The organism is Chryseobacterium geocarposphaerae, from assembly GCF_002797535.1.
In the GTDB taxonomy this organism is placed as follows: domain Bacteria; phylum Bacteroidota; class Bacteroidia; order Flavobacteriales; family Weeksellaceae; genus Chryseobacterium; species Chryseobacterium geocarposphaerae.
In genome coordinates, this window is the sequence record NZ_PGFD01000001.1 from 2,556,831 (window position 1) to 2,575,719 (window position 18,889).

Annotated in this window: 18 protein-coding genes and 1 rRNA gene; 11 read left to right on the forward strand and 8 right to left on the reverse strand. The window is 34.9% G+C overall.

Annotation, left to right across the window (positions count from 1 at the left end; genetic code table 11):
• Positions 1-88 precede the first annotated feature (88 nt).
• The 7 genes from guaB to CLV73_RS11415 form a co-directional block, all read right to left on the reverse strand.
• Complete coding sequence (gene guaB, locus CLV73_RS11385; protein ID WP_100376916.1) at positions 89-1,549, reverse strand: IMP dehydrogenase; 1,461 nt, start codon at positions 1,547-1,549, stop codon at positions 89-91.
• Positions 1,550-1,708: 159 nt separating this feature from the next.
• Positions 1,709-2,215, reverse strand: a complete 507-nt coding sequence (locus CLV73_RS11390; protein WP_100376917.1) for a DUF4252 domain-containing protein — start codon at positions 2,213-2,215, stop codon at positions 1,709-1,711.
• Between the two features lie 17 nt (positions 2,216-2,232).
• Entirely contained in the window at positions 2,233-3,501 is a 1,269-nt protein-coding gene (locus tag CLV73_RS11395; RefSeq protein WP_100376918.1) for a DUF4252 domain-containing protein, read from the reverse strand.
• A gap of 60 nt (positions 3,502-3,561) precedes the next feature.
• Entirely contained in the window at positions 3,562-4,236 is a 675-nt protein-coding gene (locus CLV73_RS11400; protein WP_185116768.1) for a hypothetical protein, read from the reverse strand.
• Positions 4,211-4,720, reverse strand: a complete 510-nt coding sequence (locus CLV73_RS11405) for an RNA polymerase sigma factor (protein WP_100376919.1) — start codon at positions 4,718-4,720, stop codon at positions 4,211-4,213. The genes CLV73_RS11400 and CLV73_RS11405 overlap by 26 nt, the downstream gene beginning before the upstream one ends.
• 97 nt (positions 4,721-4,817) lie before the next feature.
• The gene (locus tag CLV73_RS11410; protein WP_100376920.1) at positions 4,818-5,978 is read right to left on the reverse strand and encodes a putative sugar nucleotidyl transferase; all 1,161 of its coding nucleotides are present in this window, start codon (positions 5,976-5,978) and stop codon (positions 4,818-4,820) included.
• 174 nt (positions 5,979-6,152) lie between these two features.
• Positions 6,153-6,404 carry a type B 50S ribosomal protein L31 gene (locus CLV73_RS11415; protein ID WP_072961771.1) on the reverse strand — a complete coding sequence of 84 codons (252 nt, stop codon included), beginning with the start codon at positions 6,402-6,404 and terminating at the stop codon, positions 6,153-6,155.
• Positions 6,405-6,587: 183 nt separating this feature from the next.
• Between CLV73_RS11415 and CLV73_RS11420 the strand changes: the two genes are divergently transcribed.
• The 11 genes from CLV73_RS11420 to CLV73_RS19035 all read left to right on the forward strand — a co-directional run bounded on the left by CLV73_RS11420 (position 6,588) and on the right by CLV73_RS19035 (position 18,474).
• Positions 6,588-7,991 carry a hypothetical protein gene (locus CLV73_RS11420; RefSeq protein ID WP_100376921.1) on the forward strand — a complete coding sequence of 468 codons (1,404 nt, stop codon included), beginning with the start codon at positions 6,588-6,590 and terminating at the stop codon, positions 7,989-7,991.
• A gap of 27 nt (positions 7,992-8,018) precedes the next feature.
• Positions 8,019-8,237, forward strand: a complete 219-nt coding sequence (locus CLV73_RS11425) for a hypothetical protein (protein WP_100376922.1) — start codon at positions 8,019-8,021, stop codon at positions 8,235-8,237.
• Complete coding sequence (locus CLV73_RS11430; protein WP_034678907.1) at positions 8,237-8,563, forward strand: nucleotide pyrophosphohydrolase; 327 nt, start codon at positions 8,237-8,239, stop codon at positions 8,561-8,563. Before CLV73_RS11425 ends, CLV73_RS11430 begins: the two co-directional genes overlap by 1 nt.
• Before the next feature lie 60 nt (positions 8,564-8,623).
• Positions 8,624-9,862, forward strand: a complete 1,239-nt coding sequence (locus CLV73_RS11435; RefSeq protein WP_228424322.1) for a 3-phosphoshikimate 1-carboxyvinyltransferase — start codon at positions 8,624-8,626, stop codon at positions 9,860-9,862.
• A 42-nt stretch (positions 9,863-9,904) separates the two neighbouring features.
• Positions 9,905-10,528 carry a hypothetical protein gene (locus CLV73_RS11440; protein WP_228424324.1) on the forward strand — a complete coding sequence of 208 codons (624 nt, stop codon included), beginning with the start codon at positions 9,905-9,907 and terminating at the stop codon, positions 10,526-10,528.
• Positions 10,528-11,322: an SDR family oxidoreductase gene (locus CLV73_RS11445; protein WP_100376925.1), complete on the forward strand. Its 795-nt coding sequence runs from the start codon at positions 10,528-10,530 to the stop codon at positions 11,320-11,322. Before CLV73_RS11440 ends, CLV73_RS11445 begins: the two co-directional genes overlap by 1 nt.
• Positions 11,323-11,422: 100 nt before the next feature.
• Positions 11,423-13,027, forward strand: a complete 1,605-nt coding sequence (locus CLV73_RS11450) for a BamA/TamA family outer membrane protein (protein ID WP_100377050.1) — start codon at positions 11,423-11,425, stop codon at positions 13,025-13,027.
• A gap of 186 nt (positions 13,028-13,213) precedes the next feature.
• Entirely contained in the window at positions 13,214-13,801 is a 588-nt protein-coding gene (locus tag CLV73_RS11455; RefSeq protein ID WP_100376926.1) for a hypothetical protein, read from the forward strand.
• 95 nt (positions 13,802-13,896) lie between these two features.
• Positions 13,897-14,697, forward strand: a complete 801-nt coding sequence (locus CLV73_RS11460) for a WxL protein host-binding domain-containing protein (RefSeq protein ID WP_100376927.1) — start codon at positions 13,897-13,899, stop codon at positions 14,695-14,697.
• Positions 14,690-17,446, forward strand: a complete 2,757-nt coding sequence (locus CLV73_RS11465; protein ID WP_100376928.1) for a COG1470 family protein — start codon at positions 14,690-14,692, stop codon at positions 17,444-17,446. Before CLV73_RS11460 ends, CLV73_RS11465 begins: the two co-directional genes overlap by 8 nt.
• Positions 17,443-18,474, forward strand: coding sequence for a hypothetical protein (locus CLV73_RS19035; protein ID WP_185116769.1), 1,032 nt, complete (start codon positions 17,443-17,445; stop codon positions 18,472-18,474). Before CLV73_RS11465 ends, CLV73_RS19035 begins: the two co-directional genes overlap by 4 nt.
• 325 nt (positions 18,475-18,799) lie before the next feature.
• On the opposite strand, the gene rrf is transcribed toward CLV73_RS19035, so the two are convergent.
• Positions 18,800-18,889, reverse strand: a 5S ribosomal RNA gene (gene rrf / locus CLV73_RS11475); the annotation flags it as partial.

Here is an 18,889-nt window from a genome sequence, read left to right on the forward strand (position 1 = left end):
GTTTAAAAGCATATTCCAAAAAACTGTAAAATAAAAAAGCTGCTCAATAGGCAATTGAACAGCTTTCATTATATTTAGGAAAATAATCTTATAAAGAATAATTCGGAGCTTCCTGAGTAATAATCACATCATGTGGATGTGATTCTTTCAATCCGCTACCTGTAATCATTACCATTTTAGTGTCTTTTTGTAAAGCTTCAACATCTTTTGCTCCACAATATCCCATTCCGGCTCTAAGTCCTCCTGTCAACTGGAAAATAACATCTTCCAATTTTCCTTTACTAGGCACTCTTCCTTCAATTCCTTCCGGAACGAATTTCTTAGCTTCACTTTGGAAGTATCTTTCTTTTCCTCCTCTTTTCATAGCAGAAAGACTTCCCATTCCCTGGTAGGTTTTGAATTTTCTACCCTGGAAAATGATTTCTTCTCCCGGTGCTTCATCAGTTCCTGCTAATAATGAACCTAACATCACTGCTCCCGCTCCACTCGCGATTGCCTTAACAATATCTCCTGAAAGCTTAATCCCTCCGTCAGCAATTACTGCAACATTTTTAGTTTTAGCATATTCATACACGTTATAAATGGCAGATAACTGAGGAACTCCAACTCCTGCAACTACTCTTGTTGTACAAATAGAACCCGGCCCAACTCCTACTTTAAGAACGTTTGCTCCAGCTTTGATCAAATCTTCAGCAGCTTCAGCCGTTACAATATTTCCTCCAACAATATCCAAATCCGGATATGCTTTTCTGATTTCTGAAATTTTATCTAACACTCCTTTTGAATGACCATGTGCAGAATCAATTCCGATGATATCCACTCCAGCCTGAACCAAAGCAGCAATTCTGTCTAAAGTATCTTCTCCGACTCCAACTCCCGCTCCAACGATTAAACGTCCGTTTTTGTCTTTGTTAGCGTTTGGATATTCTAATTGATTGTCGATATCTTTAATCGTAATCAATCCTACTAATTTATTATCAGCATCCACGATAGGAAGCTTTTCAACTCTGTTTTTAAGAAGGATTTCTTTTGCTTTTTCCAGGTTTGTATTTTTATCAGAAGTGATCAGATTATCTTTCGTCATGATCTCTTCAACCTTCATATCAAGGTTTTCCTGATATTTTACATCTCTGTTTGTAATAATACCGATCAATGTATTTTCAGCATCTACAACGGGAAGACCGGAGATTTTATATTTAGCCATTGTTTCTTTAGCCTGTGCCAAAGTATGGTCTTTTGAAAGGGTAACAGGATCAGAAATCATTCCGTTTTCAGAACGTTTTACTCTGTTTACTTGTGCAGCCTGTTCCGCAATCGTCATATTTTTGTGAATGAAACCCAAACCTCCAACTCTCGCTAAAGCAATTGCTAAATCAGCCTCTGTAACGGTATCCATTGCAGCAGAAACGATAGGAACATTGAGCGTAATTTTGTCGGTAAGTCTTGATTTTAATGAAACCTGATTAGGTAAAACTTCTGAATAAGAAGGGACTAGAAGCACGTCATCGAAAGTGATGGCTGTCTCTACAATTTTGTTATGAATAGACATCTTTACTTTCTTGCAAAATTAAGATATTTTAGCGAGATACGAAAATCGATTTTGATAGTTTACATAAAATTTAATAATCAATAACTTAAATCAAAAAAACCGTTCTTTTTCAGAACGGCCTGATTGTACAAAATAATAAGTATATGAATATGAAGTGTCTTATTTATCCGCCGCCGAAGCAATCATTTTAGAAATGTCATCTGCGGTAAAGCTTCCTTTAACATCTACAAAAACCAATTCTTTATCGGAGTTTACCGTGATCAACATATTTTTGATAACATCATCTTTTTGTTTTACACGAATGTTCACATTATCTCCATCATGCTTTATAGTTGCCCAGTCTTCGTAATTATTGTTATTTAAGTAATTTGCAAAATCTTTCAGCATAGCCCTGTCTCCATTTTCTACTGTCAATACTTTTATTTTGGAAACTTTTTTGACCAGTTTAATTATTTCATCATTATCTTTCCCTTCTTCCCTCAATGCTTTTTTAATTACAGGTTTTGCAATAAACATGGGTACATTAATACTTGTAAATCTCGCTCCTTTAAAATCGTTCCCGGAATCCGAAAAATAAACCATATTTCCTCTTCCGGAAGAAACGATACATGACTGCATCAGGAACATCGTACCAATGATCAGAAAAATGTTCTTTAGTATTTTCATGGCGATTGTTTTAGTTTTTAATTAATTTGCTTTAAAGCCCCACCTGAGGTTTTACTGATATCGGATGTGATTTCTGGATTACCTTTATATTTAATGATGCCTCCTGAAGATGCTTTTGCTTTTAATTTATCAGTAACATTCACAGAAAGACTAGACCCCGATGAAGATTCCGCATCTGCCATATTTGCTTTTAAGTTTTCAGCATTACAAAGAGCTCCACTGCTCATATCAAAGCTTGCTATTCCTGTCTGCCCTTCAAAAGTTGTATTCGAACCGCTTGATCCTTTGAAAGTAAAGTTTTTAGAATTGATATTAATTTTAATATCGGATCCGGAAGTTGCTTCCACCGTTGTATTATTTGAAATCATAAACTTACCTTTCACTATAGAACCGGAAGATGCATCAATCACCATATTATTTTCTTTCACAGCATTAACTGTTGTAAAGGTTGATCCAGAAGAAGTTTTAATATTATCCATTCTTGGCGAAGAAACATTTACACTGATGTTTTTGAATTTCAGGTTTTTCTGCCCTTTGTTATCAACATAAACTTTTAACACCCCGTTCTCAACTTTAGTAATGATATACTGCAACTTGTCTGCATCTGCAATGACCTTAATGTTAGTAGGACTTTCCTGTTTAAAAACTACATTTACACCAGTACTCACCTGGATTCCTGAAAATTCACCGACATTTCTGGCTTCTCCGTTTAAATAGGAAGAGGTAATGTCTGAAGTAATATTGTTTCGGGTATTGGTAACAGGATTGATTTTCGTTTCCGTCGAACTGATAAGTTTATTAATATCATTCATAGACAATTTACCATCCAGCTTCACCAGAATATTCTCTTCACCTCCGCTATCAATGCTTAATAACAGATCATCCAGAATTCCGTTTTTTTCTTCCGCTGAAAGAAATTTTATTTTGGCACCATTACTGTTCATGGTCATGATTTCGTTATAATTCAAATTGCTTAAATAAGACGAAATATCTTTGCTGATCTGATCTAGCTTTTGCCCTTTTACAGAATTTCCATCCTGAGGTTTTTCCGCAATAAATACTTTCAAACCATTAATTTTTGATAATAAAGGCTTGATCTGATCCAGTTCCGCATCACCAAGATCCAGGTTATTCAGCATTCCGAACATCGGTTTTGCAATTTTTATAGAAGTTACACCCTCTACTTCCTGATATTTGTCAAAAAGCTGGTCAAGTTTATCTTTTTGCCCATACACATTGAAAAAATGTGAGAAGGCCAGTGCGAATATTATGATTATTTTTTTCATGAGTTCAATTTTATTTTCTGAGGATTAGAGCCTGATCAGGAGCATAATCTTTAAGGTTAATTAATAATCGTCTTCAACGACTTTTGGTTGTACCAGTTTTTCACTGACGTTATTTGCAAATATTTGGAATGAATACTTAGTCACATTAATAGCTTCTTCCACATTTTCAATTCTTTTTCCGTTGACAATCACATAAGAATCTTTATAGCCTGTAGAATCTGAAGCTTTTTTGTAAGAAGAATTGTAAACATATTTCAGCTTTCTTTCTTTTTTCAATCTTCCTCTTTTAGGTAAAATTTCATCTAAAACATCTTTTTCTGCAATGGTATTCCCCTGAAAAATAGAATCCTGCTTAGCGCCGGAGATTGAATCACTCGGATGATTCACTGCAACCTGCGACTGATGATCATTATTTTCTTCGATGAAATTATTTTTTTGCTGTTTGATCTGGCTTTCTACCAGCTGAGCCTGATTTCCTATCCCTGAATGTTGATATTGGTTAAAAACGAAACCAATTCCCAGAAGCAAAGCAACACTTGCAGCCATCCAAAACCATTTAGGGAAAGCAGGTTTATTTTTTCCGATCGGGATAACCGGAGCTTCTTTATTTCCTTTTTCCTCTACATCTGTTCCTTCTGCTTTTTTCAGGAAATCTTCAAAATCCCAATTCATTTTCTCTTCCTTTATATTCTGGAAGATTTCGTCGTATTTATTTTGAAATTTGTCGTTGTTCATAGCTCATCAGTTGTGAGATTTGTTCTTTTACTTTTTGTCTAGCACGCATCAGATTTACCCTTACTGCGTTTTCTTCCATTTCCATCATTTCAGCAATTTCTGAAACTTCATATTCTTCTACATCTTTCAAATGGATAACCATCTTTTGTTTTTCCGGAAGCTGGTTGATATACCCGATAATCTGCTCTTTCAGATTATTCACCTCCATACTGTAAAGCTCCGAGCGGTGAAGCTGCATATCTGCAAATCCTAACTTCACATCGTGGTGCTTCAGCCGGTTCAGGCATTCGTTCCGGACGGCTTTCAACGCATAGGACTTTAAATTCCCGAATTGTCCCAGCTCTTCCTTCTTCTGCCAAAACTTAATCATTAAATCCTGCACCACATCTTCCGCTTCATCACTGCTCATGACGAACCTTTTCGCAAAGCGATACATCTCATCTTTGAGAATGAATACCGTATCCTTAAAGGTCTCTTGGGTCATAAGTTTTGTTTCTATAAGTAAGACAATCAGATTTTACATTTCATTACATCAAAAACAAAAAAACTTCAAAAAAATTTGAAGTTTTATTATAACAGGATTAATACGTCTCAAAAATATGCTTTAAAATAGCCTTATCTTGTTCCGTTAAAGCCACTTTTCTACGGGCCATTGCTCTTTCTGCAACTTCATAGACTTTATCTAATCTGAATCTTTCATCATCTTTTAAGCCACCCCATGAAAAGTTTTCTACAAGGTTAGGTGGAAATCCAGGCTTGAAGATATTGGATGCTACTCCAATTACAGTTCCTGTATTCAACTGTGTATTGATGGCTGTTTTGGAATGATCCCCCATAATCATTCCTGCAAACTGTAGTCCTGTATCTTCAAAAGCTTTGGTTCTGTAGTTCCAGAATCTTACATTACCATAGTTATTTTTCATGTTGGATGAGTTGGTATCTGCCCCAAAATTGCACCATTCGCCAATCACAGAATTTCCTACAAATCCTTCATGCCCTTTGCTGGAGTATCCGAAAATAATAATATTGTTCACTTCTCCGCCTACTTTACAATGAGGGCCAATGGTAGTAGCTCCATAAATTTTCGCTCCAAGATTAAATTTGGAGTCATCACAAAGCGCAATAGGTCCACGAAGATGGCAACCTTCCATCACTTCTGTATTTTTACCGATATATATTTTTCCGGTTTTTGTATTGATTGTTGAAAATTCAATATATGCTCCTTCTTCAATGAAAAGGTCTTTTTTATCACCCAGGAAACCATTCGTTGCAGATAATTCCTGTGAAGACCTTCCCTTTGTAAGAAGATCAAAATCGAAATCAATCGCATGATGGTTGTAAGTAAATAAGTCTTTCGGTTTTTTAAAGAAGATAAGGTCTTCTTTTATATCCGTCATTTTCTCAATCTGATGAAGAGAGAATCCTTTCATATTAACTTTCGCTGCTACCAATTCGTCTTCATACACCAAAGCTTCACCCTGCTTAAGATCTCTGATCTGCTGAATAACAGATTCTGTAGGGATAAAGTTCGAAACTAAAAAAAGACTCTCTTTTTCTTCCGGTGCTTTAAATTTATCCTGAAGATACATTTCTGTAAAGTAAGAAACTTCGGTATTACCCAGAATTTTCTGCCATCTTTCAGAAAAGGTAAGGATTCCGCATCGCATTTCTGCAACAGGACGTGTAAAGGTAAGCGGAAGAAAATCTTCCCAATATTGTGCATCTGAAAATACTAATTGCATTTCTATAGAAGTTAGAAGTTAGAAGCTAGAAATGAGAGGATGAAAACCGGAAGCTCAATATTTTATTAAACTGCCTTATAATTTTCAGCTTCTTATTTCTAGTTTCAACAAAATTACAAATAAAAAAAGTCTTCCGGAAACCGAAAGACTTTTAAATATTGTGATAGCAAAAAATTACTTAGCGAATTTTTTGTATTTGTTCATGAACTTATCAACTCTACCTGCAGTATCAACTAATTTAGTTTTTCCTGTGTAGAAAGGGTGAGAAGTTGAAGAGATTTCCATTTTGATTAGAGGATACTCTTGTCCTTCGTACTCGATAGTATCTTTAGTTTCTGCAGTAGATTTGCAAAGAAACACCTCGTCGTTACTCATATCTTTGAAAACAACAAGTCTATAATTTTCTGGGTGGATTCCGTTTTTCATAATACAATTTTAAAAAAATTAAAGTTTTGCTTTCGAAATAGTAATGGATATTTCTCTGCTAAATTTTAGGTTGCAAAAATACAATATTTTTTATAATATACAAATACTCATTCAATAATTTTTCAGGAATAAGAAATTCAAAGTATTTTCGTTACATTTGAAGTTTAATAAACCTTAATTTCGATGAAATTCAAATTATTACTTGCTTTTTCTTTTTGGGCGCTGCTTCTGGCGGTATCTTGTAATAAAGATGATATTACATTTGACGAGCCCACCCAGCCATTAAGCTTTTCAAGAGATACGGTATTTTGTGACACGGTGTATCATCAGGTACGTTCAGAAACCTATGTGGTAAAAGTATATAATAATGAAAATAAAGATGTGATTATCCCGAGAATCAATCTGGAAAAGGGAGCTTCATCTTTATATAGAATAAATGTAGACGGAAAGGCAGGATATGACTTTAAAGATGTTCCTTTGAGAAAAAAGGACAGTCTTTATATTTTTGTGGAAATTGCCCCTGAAGCAACAGGTCCTGAAGCAATTGCCGAAGACAGGGTTCTTTTTTCAAGTGGTGCAGGACAACAGCATGTTACTTTATTTTCTGTAGTACAGGATGCTGAGTTTTTTATTAAAACCCCGACCAATCCGAATGTAATTGATGTCAATACTACCTGGACGAATACCAAAGCGAAAATCATATATGGTGATCTCACCATTAATCCGGGTATAAAGCTGAATATACAACCCGGAACAAAAGTATATTTTCACTCTAACAGCGGAATGAAAGTTTCCGACGCGGCTACTTTAAATATCAATGGAGCATTGAATAACGAGGTCATTTTAAGAGGAGACAGAAACGACACCTATTATGATACGATTCCTAACAACTGGAATTCTATCCGGATGGAAGCCAATTCTATTCTGAATATGACTCATGCAAGATTATTCGGAGGAAAAAGAGGTTTAGATATGAAAAAAGCAACGGCAACGATTAATAATTCATTTATTCATACGTTTCAGGATTATGGAATTTATGCATTAACTTCTACTGTTAATGCTACAAATCTGGTTATGAATAATTGTGGTCTATCATGTATCTGGATTTATGGAGGAGGAAATCATAGCTATACTTACGCTACCATTGCCAATTATTCGAAAACATTAGCCTCTTTCACTAGAGAAGGTATTTTTGCAACAAATGAATGGAAAGATGATAATGGGCAAACACAACAGGCAGCTTTGCAACAGCTAAGTATAAAAAACAGTATTGTTTATTCTGATAAAGATAATGCTGTTCATGTTGAACCTGCTTTTGGACAGCAATTTGAATTCTTAATTCAAAACTCCTTAATTAAATATTCAAATACATCAGAATCTGGTTATGATTTTGGTAATACCCTAATTGTTACCCAAAGTGATAAAAACAAAGACCCTCAATTCATCAACTATTTTACAGCAAAACAAAATCTAAGAGTAAAACCGCTGTCTCCGGCTAGAAATTTGGGTGCTCCTGTTTCATCGGTCACTACGGATATCGTTGGGGTTTCAAGAAGCACTACTCCGACTTTGGGAGCCTATGAATAATTTTCAAAATTTTAATAAAACTTCGGGATGGAATTTAATTTTATCGAGAACTTGCCTTTTTTATTGGCACTTTTAATTTTAATTGCCTGCTATTTGGCAATAAGGAGTTTCTTTAAGAAAATTGGCAATTACACTGAAAGTTCGGGAAAATCGGCAGACCACTTAGAGGAAATAAAAGAAGAGCTTAGTATATTAAACAGTAAAATAAGTTCTTTGGAACAACAAATCAATAATAATAAGTCATAATGGAAATTACAAATCTGCAGCAGCAGGTCGATGAATGGATAAAAACAATTGGTGTTCGTTATTTCAATGAACTTACCAATATGGCAATGCTGACGGAAGAAGTGGGAGAAGTGGCAAGAATCATTGCCAGAAGATATGGAGAGCAAAGCGAAAAGGAAAGTGATAAAAGCAAAGATCTTGGAGAGGAATTGGCAGATGTTTTATTTGTAACATTATGTTTGGCTAATCAGACCGGAGTGAATCTGCAGGAGGCTTTTGATAAGAAAATGAAAATAAAAACTGATCGCGATAAAGACCGTCATCAGAATAATGAAAAATTGAAATAGTAGTTATAAAAGATGAGTTATAAGTTATGAATTAATTCAACTTATTATTCTAAAAATTTAATGCAGAAATCAATAATGAAGCTAGAACAATCAAAATTAGTCGGAAATCAAACCATACAAATCAGCGGTTCGAAAAGTATTTCGAATCGTTTGTTGATTTTAGAAAGTTTGTTTAAAAATATACAAATCGGGAATTTATCCAATTCTCAGGATACCCAATTGCTGAAAAAAGCATTGTCGGAAGATACTGAGATTGTAGATATTCACCATGCAGGAACAGCAATGCGGTTTCTTACTTCTTACTATTCTATCGCGGAAGGAAAAACTACAGTTCTTACCGGTTCCGGAAGAATGAAAGAACGCCCTATAAAAAATCTGGTTACCGCGTTACAAAATCTGGGCGTAGAAATTGAATACCTGGAAAATGAAGGATTTCCTCCTTTGAAAATTAAAGGAAGAAAAATAACAGAGACCAAGGTAGATGTTCCGGCCAATATTTCGAGCCAGTTTATCACCTCTCTCCTTTTGATTGCAGGGAAACTTGAAAAAGGACTGGAAATAAATCTTGTGGGTGAAGTTACTTCAAGATCTTATATTGAAATGACCCTGGATATTCTGAAAAAATTCGGAATACAGGCAAGTTTTGTCGGAAATTTAATTAAAGTAGAACCTTTTAATGAAAGCAAACCATCCTCTGTCAATTATGAGGTGGAAAGTGACTGGAGCTCAGCTTCATATTTTTACTCTTTTGCTGCACTTGGGAGAGAAACCATTCATTTAAAAAGCTTTTATAAAGAGTCCACACAGGGAGATTCTGCCATTGCAAAAATTTATGAAGAGTTTTTCGGAATACAAACGGTTTTTACAGAAGCAGAACATAAAATTACACTTCAGCCGGATCCAAATTTCCAATTCCCGGATAAAATCGTTCTGGACATGAATAACTGTCCAGATATCGCACAAACTCTTTGTGTAACTGCTGCCGCTTTGAAAATCCCTTTCGAAATTTCAGGATTGGGAACATTAAGAGTAAAGGAAACCGACAGACTGCTGGCTTTATATAATGAGTTACAAAAACTGGGAACTGAAACAGAGATCACAGATACAACCATACAATCCCTTAACTTTAAGGATCCCGAAGAGAATATTTCTATTAAAACCTATCAGGATCACAGAATGGCGATGAGTTTCGCACCGTTTTGCCTGATTAAAGAATTAAATATTGAAGATGAAAATGTAGTGGAAAAATCTTACCCGATGTTTTGGGAAGATCTATCAAAGATTTTAATCAAACAGTAAATGAAAATTTTCCTTTCTTTTTTCTCCTTACTTATTTTTACAATGTTTCAATCACAGGAACTGAAGGATTTTGTTATTCCAAAAGGATATGAAAAAGTGCTGGAAGTAAAAGGTGATCTGGATAAAGATGGAAAAGAAGAAACAGTTATTGTATGCAACACCTCTGAAAAAATTGAAAATCAAGGATTTAAAAGGAAATTTTATATCTTAAAAAACATTCAGGAAAATTTAAAAATCTGGAAAGAGAATTCAACGATACTGAATTCAAGCGGAGCCGGTTTTTATCCTGAAGACAATAACCTGGAAATACAGATAAAGAATAATTGTCTTGTTATTTCCCAGTCATTTTATTCCAATTCGAGGCACACGGATACCAGCAGATATACTTTTCGTTTTCAGAACGGAGATTTTTATCTTATTGGCGCATTCAATAAATTTGAAGACACCTGCGAATTCAGCTTTACCTATGATGTAAATTTCTCTACGGGAAAAGCTATTGTTGATGAAACGTATTCCGAATGTGACGGAGATGAAAACAGAAAGATTCCACAAGACAATCACAAAGAATTTATTCATAAATTCGACACGCTTATAAAAATGAACGATTTTAGGATAGGCGAAAACAAATTCAAAATTCCTAATTCAAAAAAATATTTTACTTACTAATGTCAAAAACTATTATCATCACGGGAACATCATCAGGGATTGGTTTCGTGTTAGCAGAATATTTCGGAAAAAAGGGGCACAGAGTATACGGCTTAAGCAGAAAGCACACCGAAAGTCAATATTTCACGTCTATTCCTACAGATGTTACAGATAATGATGCGGTACAAAATGCTATCGCGCAGGTATTAACAAAGGAAACAAAAATCGATGTTCTGATCAACAATGCCGGAATGGGAATGGTAGGAGCTGTAGAAGATTCTTCAAAAGAAGATATTTTGAGGCTTTTCAACCTGAACCTGGTTGGGGCTGTCCAAATGATGAGTGCTGTAATGCCCAAAATGCGTGAAAACAAATTCGGGCAGATCATTAATGTTTCCAGTATCGGAAGTGAAATGGGATTGCCCTTCCGTGGGTTTTACTCTGCTTCAAAATCGGCTTTGGATAAAGTAACAGAAGCTATGAGATATGAAGTGTATCCTTGGAATGTGAATGTCTGCTCTCTTCATTTAGGGGATATTAAAACCAATATTGCAGAAAACCGTGTGAGAACAAAGGTTTCTGAACCGTATAAAAATGTCTTCGACAAAGTATATGCTTTGATGAATTCTCATGTTGGCGATGGAACTGAGCCTTTGGAAGTTGCGGAATATGTTGATGCTCTTTTAAATAAAAACAAATGGAAAGCTCACTATTATTTTGGTAAATTTGGGCAGAAAATAGGAGTTCCTTTAAAGTGGATTCTTCCGCAGGGAACTTACGAGAATTTAATGAAGAAATATAATAAACTTGCTTAAAAATAGTTAATGATTTGGGCGCATTGTCATTGAATGCAGTGAATAATTTTTGGATTTAAAGAAATTTTTCATTCCGTATCACGACATTTTGAAAGACAACTTGAAGTTAATTTTAAACATATTTTTTGTACTTCTTTGCGTTTTTACCCAAGCGCAAAAGAAACATTATTGGCTTATAGACTCCGAAACCAATGCAAGAAAAAAAGTAAAAGATTCAACTTCTGCGGTCAAGTTTTTAGATTCTCTGGCTCAGGGAAATTATTTTTTAACTCAATTAAAAGAAGTAAAAGTAAAAGGTGACAGCACCGAAATCTTTTATGATAAAGGGAAAAACTTCAATGAAACTTTTATTGATCTTTCGGATTCGTTAGCGATAAAGCTAAAATCTAAGAAAGAGTTTTTCACTAAAAATCTGGATTCTACCAAGAAAAGCATCAACAAAGTATATATTGATGAAGGCTATTCTTTCAGCAGGATCAAAGCGAAATATAAAGGACAGAAAGATGGCTATCCTATTGTAAATCTTGATATCAATAAAAATGATAAAAGAACGATTGACGGCTTTGTGATGAAAGGCTATGTAAAAGTTCCCAAAAGGTTTATAAAAAATCTTGAAAAAGAGTTCAAAGGTAAAACCTATGATGATAAAAATCTTTTAGCCATCAATAAAAACTTTCAAAGCCATCCATTCCTCTCTCTGGAAAGGCAGCCACAAACACTTTTTACAAAAGACTCTACGCAGATTTATCTTTTCCTGGAAAAGAAAAAGACCAATACTTTTGACGGGGTAATCGGTTTTGGAAATGATAAAACAGATAAATTTACCTTAAACGGAACCCTGAACGTGAATTTTAAGAATATGTTCAATGGTTTTGAAACCATTAATTTATACTGGCAGAGAAACCCGGATAAAGGACAGACATTTGACCTTCAAACGGACATTCCTTATCTTTTTAAATCGAATGTCGGGATGAATATGAAGATCAATATTTTCAGACAGGACTCTACGTATGCTAACGTAAAAATGCTGCCGGCTTTTTATTACCACATCAATAACAGAAATAAAATAGGACTTAGAGGAACTTTTGAAACATCCAGCATTATTGACACTTTATATATTCAGGGTAAAGATTATAATAAAAAAGGATTGGGTATCTGGTACGAAATGACGGAACCTACTGATATTGATCTTTTTCTTTACAAAACACGAATCAATGCAGGATATGATTTTTTAGCGACTACTTATACAAAAGATAATATTAAAGCCAACCAGAACCAGTTATATTTTTTTGGAGAGCACAATTATCATATCAACGGAAATCATTTCCTCAATATAAAAGCAGAAGGAGCAATGATGGATTCTAAGGTAGAATTTTCCGCCAACGAATTATACCGTTTCGGAGGGTGGAATTCCATGCGGGGATTCAACGAAAACTCTCTCGCCGCCGACTTTTATTATTATGGAAGTCTTGAATACCGATATTTAATTGGTAGCCAGGCTTTTTTTGATGTTTTCGGGCAGTATGGCCAGCTCAATAACAAATCTTTAAATGTGAAGCCCAAGCTCTATAGTGTCGGGTTCGGATTTAATTTCTTTATCCCTATCGGACTCATGAGCTTCCAGCTTTCCAATGGGAATGAATTTGGAAATCCATTCAAGTTCAATGATATCAAAATCCATTGGGGGATCTTAAGCAGATTCTAATTCTTTATAAAAAAATAAGCTTTTTACTCATGTAAAAAGTCACTAAAATGTGACTTTAATGCTTTTTTTTAATCCTAACACTCTCATAAAAAAGGCTGATAACACACCGAATCATTTAAAAATAAAATAAAATTCCTCTCATGTTTTATTTTATTTTCTTATCTTCACTACCTAAAACTAAAAACAATGAAACCATTAAACCTTCCAGGATTAGCATTATCTTGTGCTTTTGTCGCAATTTCTGGTAATATAAAAGCACAGGCAGATTCTAACGTAAGTACTCACGACATAACGGTAAGTGTTCCTGAAGTTGCACTGGTGGATATTGAACCCACTGCAAGCAAAAACCTGACGATGGGCTTTACAGCGCCTACAGAAGCGGGCTTACCTATCATTCCGGCGAGTACCAATAATACACTTTGGCTTAATTATTCTTCCATTAAATCCGTTGCGGATGTAACCCGTACTATTTCCGTTAAATTAAATGCAGTAATTCCCGGTGTAGACATTAAAGTAACAGCTGCGGCTGCAACAGGCGCAGGAGGAGGGACATTAGGAACTCCGGCTTCTCAGTTGATACTAAGTGCTACAAACCAAACTATAATTTCTGGGATCGGAAGTGCCTATACCGGCGACGGGGCAAGTAATGGCCACAACCTTTCTTACTCAGTAGTTTCAGGAACTGGTACTGGTGGAAGTGCAAATTATGGTGATTTGTCAGCGGTAGCGACACCTGCTACAGCAACCATTACCTACACTATTTCGGATAACTAAATAGAAAATACTTTGTTGACTTAAAATGAGAAGAAATTTACTACAGAATTTCTTCTTGTTTCCCTATGCTCTTATTTACTCCAAAAATATCCTTAATGATAAAGCGTATTTTATTTCTTCTTGTCTTTATTTTACACTTCACCACATTGCAGGCAAGTATTGTTGTACTCAATGGTCTTACTCATTTTTATAAAGTTGAGAACGGACAGGTATATAAAGGAAAAGTTACTTTACAGAACACCGGAAATATGGCTCAGAATGTAAAAATTTTCTTACAGGATTTTAGCTATCGAGCCGACGGAACTACCTATTATACGGCTCCTCATACAAATGAGAAATCAAACACTGACTGGATAAAGCTCAATACTAATTTAATAAGCCTTAAAGCTAAAGAAAGAACAGAGGTCTATTTTGAAATTAACGTTCCTGATAAAATTGCCCAGTCTGGCACTTATTGGAGTGTTATTATTGTTGAGCCCGTAGAAGATATAAAGCCTAGTAATGATAATCCGGGTATTAATATTACATCTGTAGTTCGATATGCCATTCAGGTCATTACCAATTATGATACTGAAAATGTAAAGCCTTCTCTTAAGTTTGAAAGTGTAAAAATTGAAAAAGAAGGGCAACAGCGAATTGTGAAAGTCGGGATTGCCAATAACGGGAACTTATATTGCAGACCTACGGCAAATATTGAAATATATCATCGCAAAACGGGAGAAAAGGTAGGTACATTTTCCAGTATGACCATGGCACTGCTCCCCAATACTTCAAAGTCTTTCAATATAGATATCAGTAAAATTCTTCCAGATAAATACAATGCTGTAATCATAGCTACTGACGAAGATGAAAATGCCTTTGCTCTTAATGTTGAATTAGAAGTTAAAAATGATTAGGAAATGGATCATATATATTATCCTATTATTCCCTGTATTCATCTTTTCTCAAAAACAATCTCCGGAATTTGTTAATAAAAAAGATAGTTTACTACCGGGAAGCTCTACTTCTGTTTCTTTTAAAATAGAAAATAAATCGCAGTGCAGTAAAACTTATCTTCTGAATGTTGAAACTTCTGATTCATTTATTAGTCCTATTCTTTCAAAAGATGAAATTACCATTTCGGCATTAGACCATAGAATTTATATTGTCCCTTTACGCCTATCTTCCGAAGCTCCTTCAGGAAAATATGAAATATCACTGCATATTTCCGAAAAAGATTCGGAAAATGAACTTACGGAGAAAACAGAAATTATTGTTTCCCAAAACCGGAATATTTCTATTACCTTATTAGAATCTCCGGAATTTGTAAAAGCCGGGCAAGTTATTAAAGCTTCTTTTATTCTAAAAAATAACGGAAATACTAAAGAGTATCTGGCAATGGAAAGCAGCAATTCATTGATTAGCCAGGTCAATACACTCGTTCTTCCTCCCGGGGCCAGTAAAGTAATTACAGTTACTAAAAATACAGATCCGAGTTTAGGAAAGAATGATTATCAGAATTTACATCTGACAGCCCGCTCCATGGTAAATCCGGATCAGGCTATCACCGCATACAGCAGTGTGAAAATTATTTCAACAAAACCTGTTGAGGATGATATTTATTACCGTCTTCCGGTTTCCGCTTCCCTTTCTTTTATCGGGACCCGGAACAGAGGCATTTACCAGGATGGTTTTCAGGGAGAAATTTATGGTAAAGGTAGTTTGACGAATAAAAATACCAGTCAGATTGAGTTTCATGCAGTAACCCAAAACCCGATTGAGTTCAATGCTTTTACCCCGTACGAAGAATATTTTATTAATTATAAAGATGCCAATCTTTTTGTACATATTGGGGATAAAACTTATTCAGCCTCTTATCTCACGGAATTTGCAAGATATGGACGAGGAGCAGAGATACGCTATGACTTAAAAAGACTGAGCATCGGTGCTTTCTATAACCATCCAAGATTCTTCAGGGACATTAAAGATGAATTCAACATTTATTCAAAAATTAAAATAAAAAAAGAATCGGAAATAACTGCCGGTTACCTTTATAAAATTCCTCTTTCTGAAAAAAACAACTTTACGTCGGCAAATGCTCAATTCAGCTCGAATACGCATTTACCCTATTTAGCAGGCAAGTTCCAACTTCTAACAAATCTTAGTGCCTCTGGAGAAATTACATATAGTAAAACAAATGAAACAGAAGGAACAGCTTATATGCTACAGACTCAGGCTAATTTCAGTAAAGTCAGCGGCAGTCTTATGTATTTAAAAGCCAGTCCTAAGTTTGCCGGCTATTTTTCTAATGCGAGTACTCTTAACGGAAATATTCAGTATAAAATTCTGAAAAAAGTCAATCTGTTTGCTAATTTCATTCAGGATGCCAAGAACTATCAAAGGGATACTTTATTATTAGCTGCTCCATACAGAAGCTATTTACAGTATGGCGCTCAATACAATTATATAAAAACAGGATCCATTATGGTATATAGTGGATATCAAAAGTACCAGGATCGCCTTATGCCAAGACAATTTGATTATGATGAAAAGTTTTTCAGAGTGAGTGTAAATCAGAAAATAGGAGAGTTCAATATTAATCTTGAAAGTCAGTTTGGCACTACCAATAACTTTCTGACCGGATTTTCCGGGAATTCTACTTTTTATACCGCTAATATTGGATTTGAGAAATTTAGAACTTCATTCAGCTTATTTGGGAGTTATGCAATTACCTCCAGATATCAGATGCAAAATCAAAAACAGACTTATTTCGGTGCCCGTGCTATCAGCAGATTATCTGATAAAACAAACTTCAGCATTTTTTATCAGAATAATTATATGCCTGAAGATTATTTTAAGGATAGAAATCTTTTTGAAGCTCTATTCCATCATCAGCTTTTCAAAAATCACGAAATTGATATATCAGGTCGTTACAATTTGCAGCGTGGGGATCTTTCCAATAAAGACTTTATATTTTCTTTACGTTATACGCTGCGAATGAATGTTCCTGTACAAAAAATAGCAGAATACACCACCTTATCCGGCACCATCAATAATCTTGGGGTAAAAAAAGTAGACGGAATACGATTAATGATGGGAAATCATATCACTGTTACAGATAAAGCAGGAAATTATATCTTTAAAAACATTCCTCCAGGAGATTATTTTCTCGAAATTGACAGATCAAGCACTCAGTTAAATGATATCCCTTATTCCAGTTTTCCTGCAGCATTACACCTTATCAATAAAGAAAACATTTATAATTTCGGTTTAACTACAGCAGCTACTATTCAGGGAAGCATATCATTCAATGAAAATGAAGAAAAGAATCACTATGTTTTTGCTCAATATCAGTCGAAAAAAGAAAATAAAAAAAGTGACGGTGTCATCATAGAAGCTACCAATGGAGAACAAACCTATCGAAAGATATGCATCATAGGAGAACCTTTTGATTTTACTTATTTACGCCCTGGAAACTGGACCGTAAAAATATATAGAAATGGCCTTGATAAAAGGTATAAAATATCTACCAATCTATTTCAATTTGTTTTAAAACCTTCTGAAACTAAAAATATAGCTATTAGTATTGTAAAGCAACTGACTGAAATTAAATATCAACAAGAAGGTATAAAAGTAGGATATAACGAAATAAAAAAGCAAAAATGACATCCTTTATCAAAATATTATTCTCTTCAATCAGTCTTACGTTCTACGCAGGTACCTTTGCACAAACTTATAACGTTAGCTTTACGTTACCACAAGTTGCTTTAATGGATATTGAACAAAGCAGTAGCATTAATTTAGATCTCATAAAACCTACAGAAGCAGGTAATCGCCTTGCAAATCCAAGCAATAATACAACAAAATGGTTGAACTACACTTCGGCGGTAGCTTCCGGTGGGTCGCGGTCCATAACTGCTTCTATAAATCAGAACGTCCCCGGTATTGATATAAAATTACAGGCTGCACAAGCTACAGGCGGTGCAGGGACTTTAGGAACTCCCTCTTCACAGATTACCCTTTCTACAGTACCTACCACTATCATCAGCGGGATTGGGGGAGCTTATACCGGAAATGGTGTCGGCAATGGTCACCAATTAACCTTTTCTGCAGTACCGAATAACTATACTAATCTTAGTGCCTCCAATACTTCAGTGACAGTTACATATACTATTACTGATAATGGAGTTTCCGCTTCTTCCAATATCCCTGTAAGTATTGCAAGCAGTCCATCTGCAATAATCATCCCGCCTATTACAGAAGCTGGGAATAACTATTCCGGAACTTATACGAGTTCAGATAATACGATTATATTAGGTACTTACACAATCCCTCGTAGCGTACTTTTGGGTCTTGCTCTTTTAGAAACAGGTAGTATTGTATCTCAAATCAAAATGTACTATACTCCTACACTTTGGAATAACTCTCTTCATCTTTACGCAAACAGAAATGGAGGCACAGGTACAATTACAGGTGTATGCTTAGGATGTAGTGTTTATTTCAATAATGGAAATACTTATCCGGAAATACTTCAGACAGATTCTGCCTTTTTTGATCTCATGTTTGCTGGTACGTTAGGATTATTAGTAACTCAAATATCCTATTCAAGTATTCCAATATCTATACGTCTTGGTGGGGTTTCCGTAACTGTTCCAGCTGCAACTTATACTGCTCAGATAAACTTTCATCAGTAAACAATTATATCATAAAATACCATATCGTATAAAACAAAGTAAAGTAAACCACTTAAATTATAGCTATACAAGTCTGTATTTTTAATTAAAATATGTATTTATATAATTAAAAATAGTTTTAAATGATATTTGATATTGAAAAAGTATGCATGGGCTTAAAACGCAAAAATTCTGCTAGAATACTTGAAGAAATTAATCTAAGAGATTTAGGTTAGGTCTAAAAAAGCCTCATTCATTGATTGAATGAGATTAATATTAATAATGGTTGTTTATGTATATAAAACAAAAAAGTCTCATTCATGTAATTGAATGAGACTTTAAAAAAAACTGGCGGCGACCTACTCTCCCGCTTGTCGCAGTACCATCGGCGCTGGTGGGCTTAACTTCTGTGTTCGGAATGGGAACAGGTGAGCCC

Coding starts and splice junctions, on each gene's coding strand:
- CLV73_RS11465 (WP_100376928.1), top strand. CDS start 14,690: ATGATTAGGAAATGGATCATATATATTATCCTATTATTCCCTGTATTC.
- CLV73_RS11405 (WP_100376919.1), bottom strand. CDS start 4,720: ATGACCCAAGAGACCTTTAAGGATACGGTATTCATTCTCAAAGATGAG.
- CLV73_RS11425 (WP_100376922.1), top strand. CDS start 8,019: ATGGAATTTAATTTTATCGAGAACTTGCCTTTTTTATTGGCACTTTTA.
- CLV73_RS11390 (WP_100376917.1), bottom strand. CDS start 2,215: ATGAAAATACTAAAGAACATTTTTCTGATCATTGGTACGATGTTCCTG.
- CLV73_RS19035 (WP_185116769.1), top strand. CDS start 17,443: ATGACATCCTTTATCAAAATATTATTCTCTTCAATCAGTCTTACGTTC.
- CLV73_RS11410 (WP_100376920.1), bottom strand. CDS start 5,978: ATGCAATTAGTATTTTCAGATGCACAATATTGGGAAGATTTTCTTCCG.
- guaB (WP_100376916.1), bottom strand. CDS start 1,549: ATGTCTATTCATAACAAAATTGTAGAGACAGCCATCACTTTCGATGAC.
- CLV73_RS11395 (WP_100376918.1), bottom strand. CDS start 3,501: ATGAAAAAAATAATCATAATATTCGCACTGGCCTTCTCACATTTTTTC.
- CLV73_RS11455 (WP_100376926.1), top strand. CDS start 13,214: ATGAAACCATTAAACCTTCCAGGATTAGCATTATCTTGTGCTTTTGTC.
- CLV73_RS11415 (WP_072961771.1), bottom strand. CDS start 6,404: ATGAAAAACGGAATCCACCCAGAAAATTATAGACTTGTTGTTTTCAAA.
- CLV73_RS11445 (WP_100376925.1), top strand. CDS start 10,528: ATGTCAAAAACTATTATCATCACGGGAACATCATCAGGGATTGGTTTC.
- CLV73_RS11400 (WP_185116768.1), bottom strand. CDS start 4,236: ATGAACAACGACAAATTTCAAAATAAATACGACGAAATCTTCCAGAAT.
- CLV73_RS11435 (WP_228424322.1), top strand. CDS start 8,624: ATGCAGAAATCAATAATGAAGCTAGAACAATCAAAATTAGTCGGAAAT.
- CLV73_RS11420 (WP_100376921.1), top strand. CDS start 6,588: ATGAAATTCAAATTATTACTTGCTTTTTCTTTTTGGGCGCTGCTTCTG.
- CLV73_RS11430 (WP_034678907.1), top strand. CDS start 8,237: ATGGAAATTACAAATCTGCAGCAGCAGGTCGATGAATGGATAAAAACA.
- CLV73_RS11460 (WP_100376927.1), top strand. CDS start 13,897: ATGATAAAGCGTATTTTATTTCTTCTTGTCTTTATTTTACACTTCACC.
- CLV73_RS11440 (WP_228424324.1), top strand. CDS start 9,905: ATGTTTCAATCACAGGAACTGAAGGATTTTGTTATTCCAAAAGGATAT.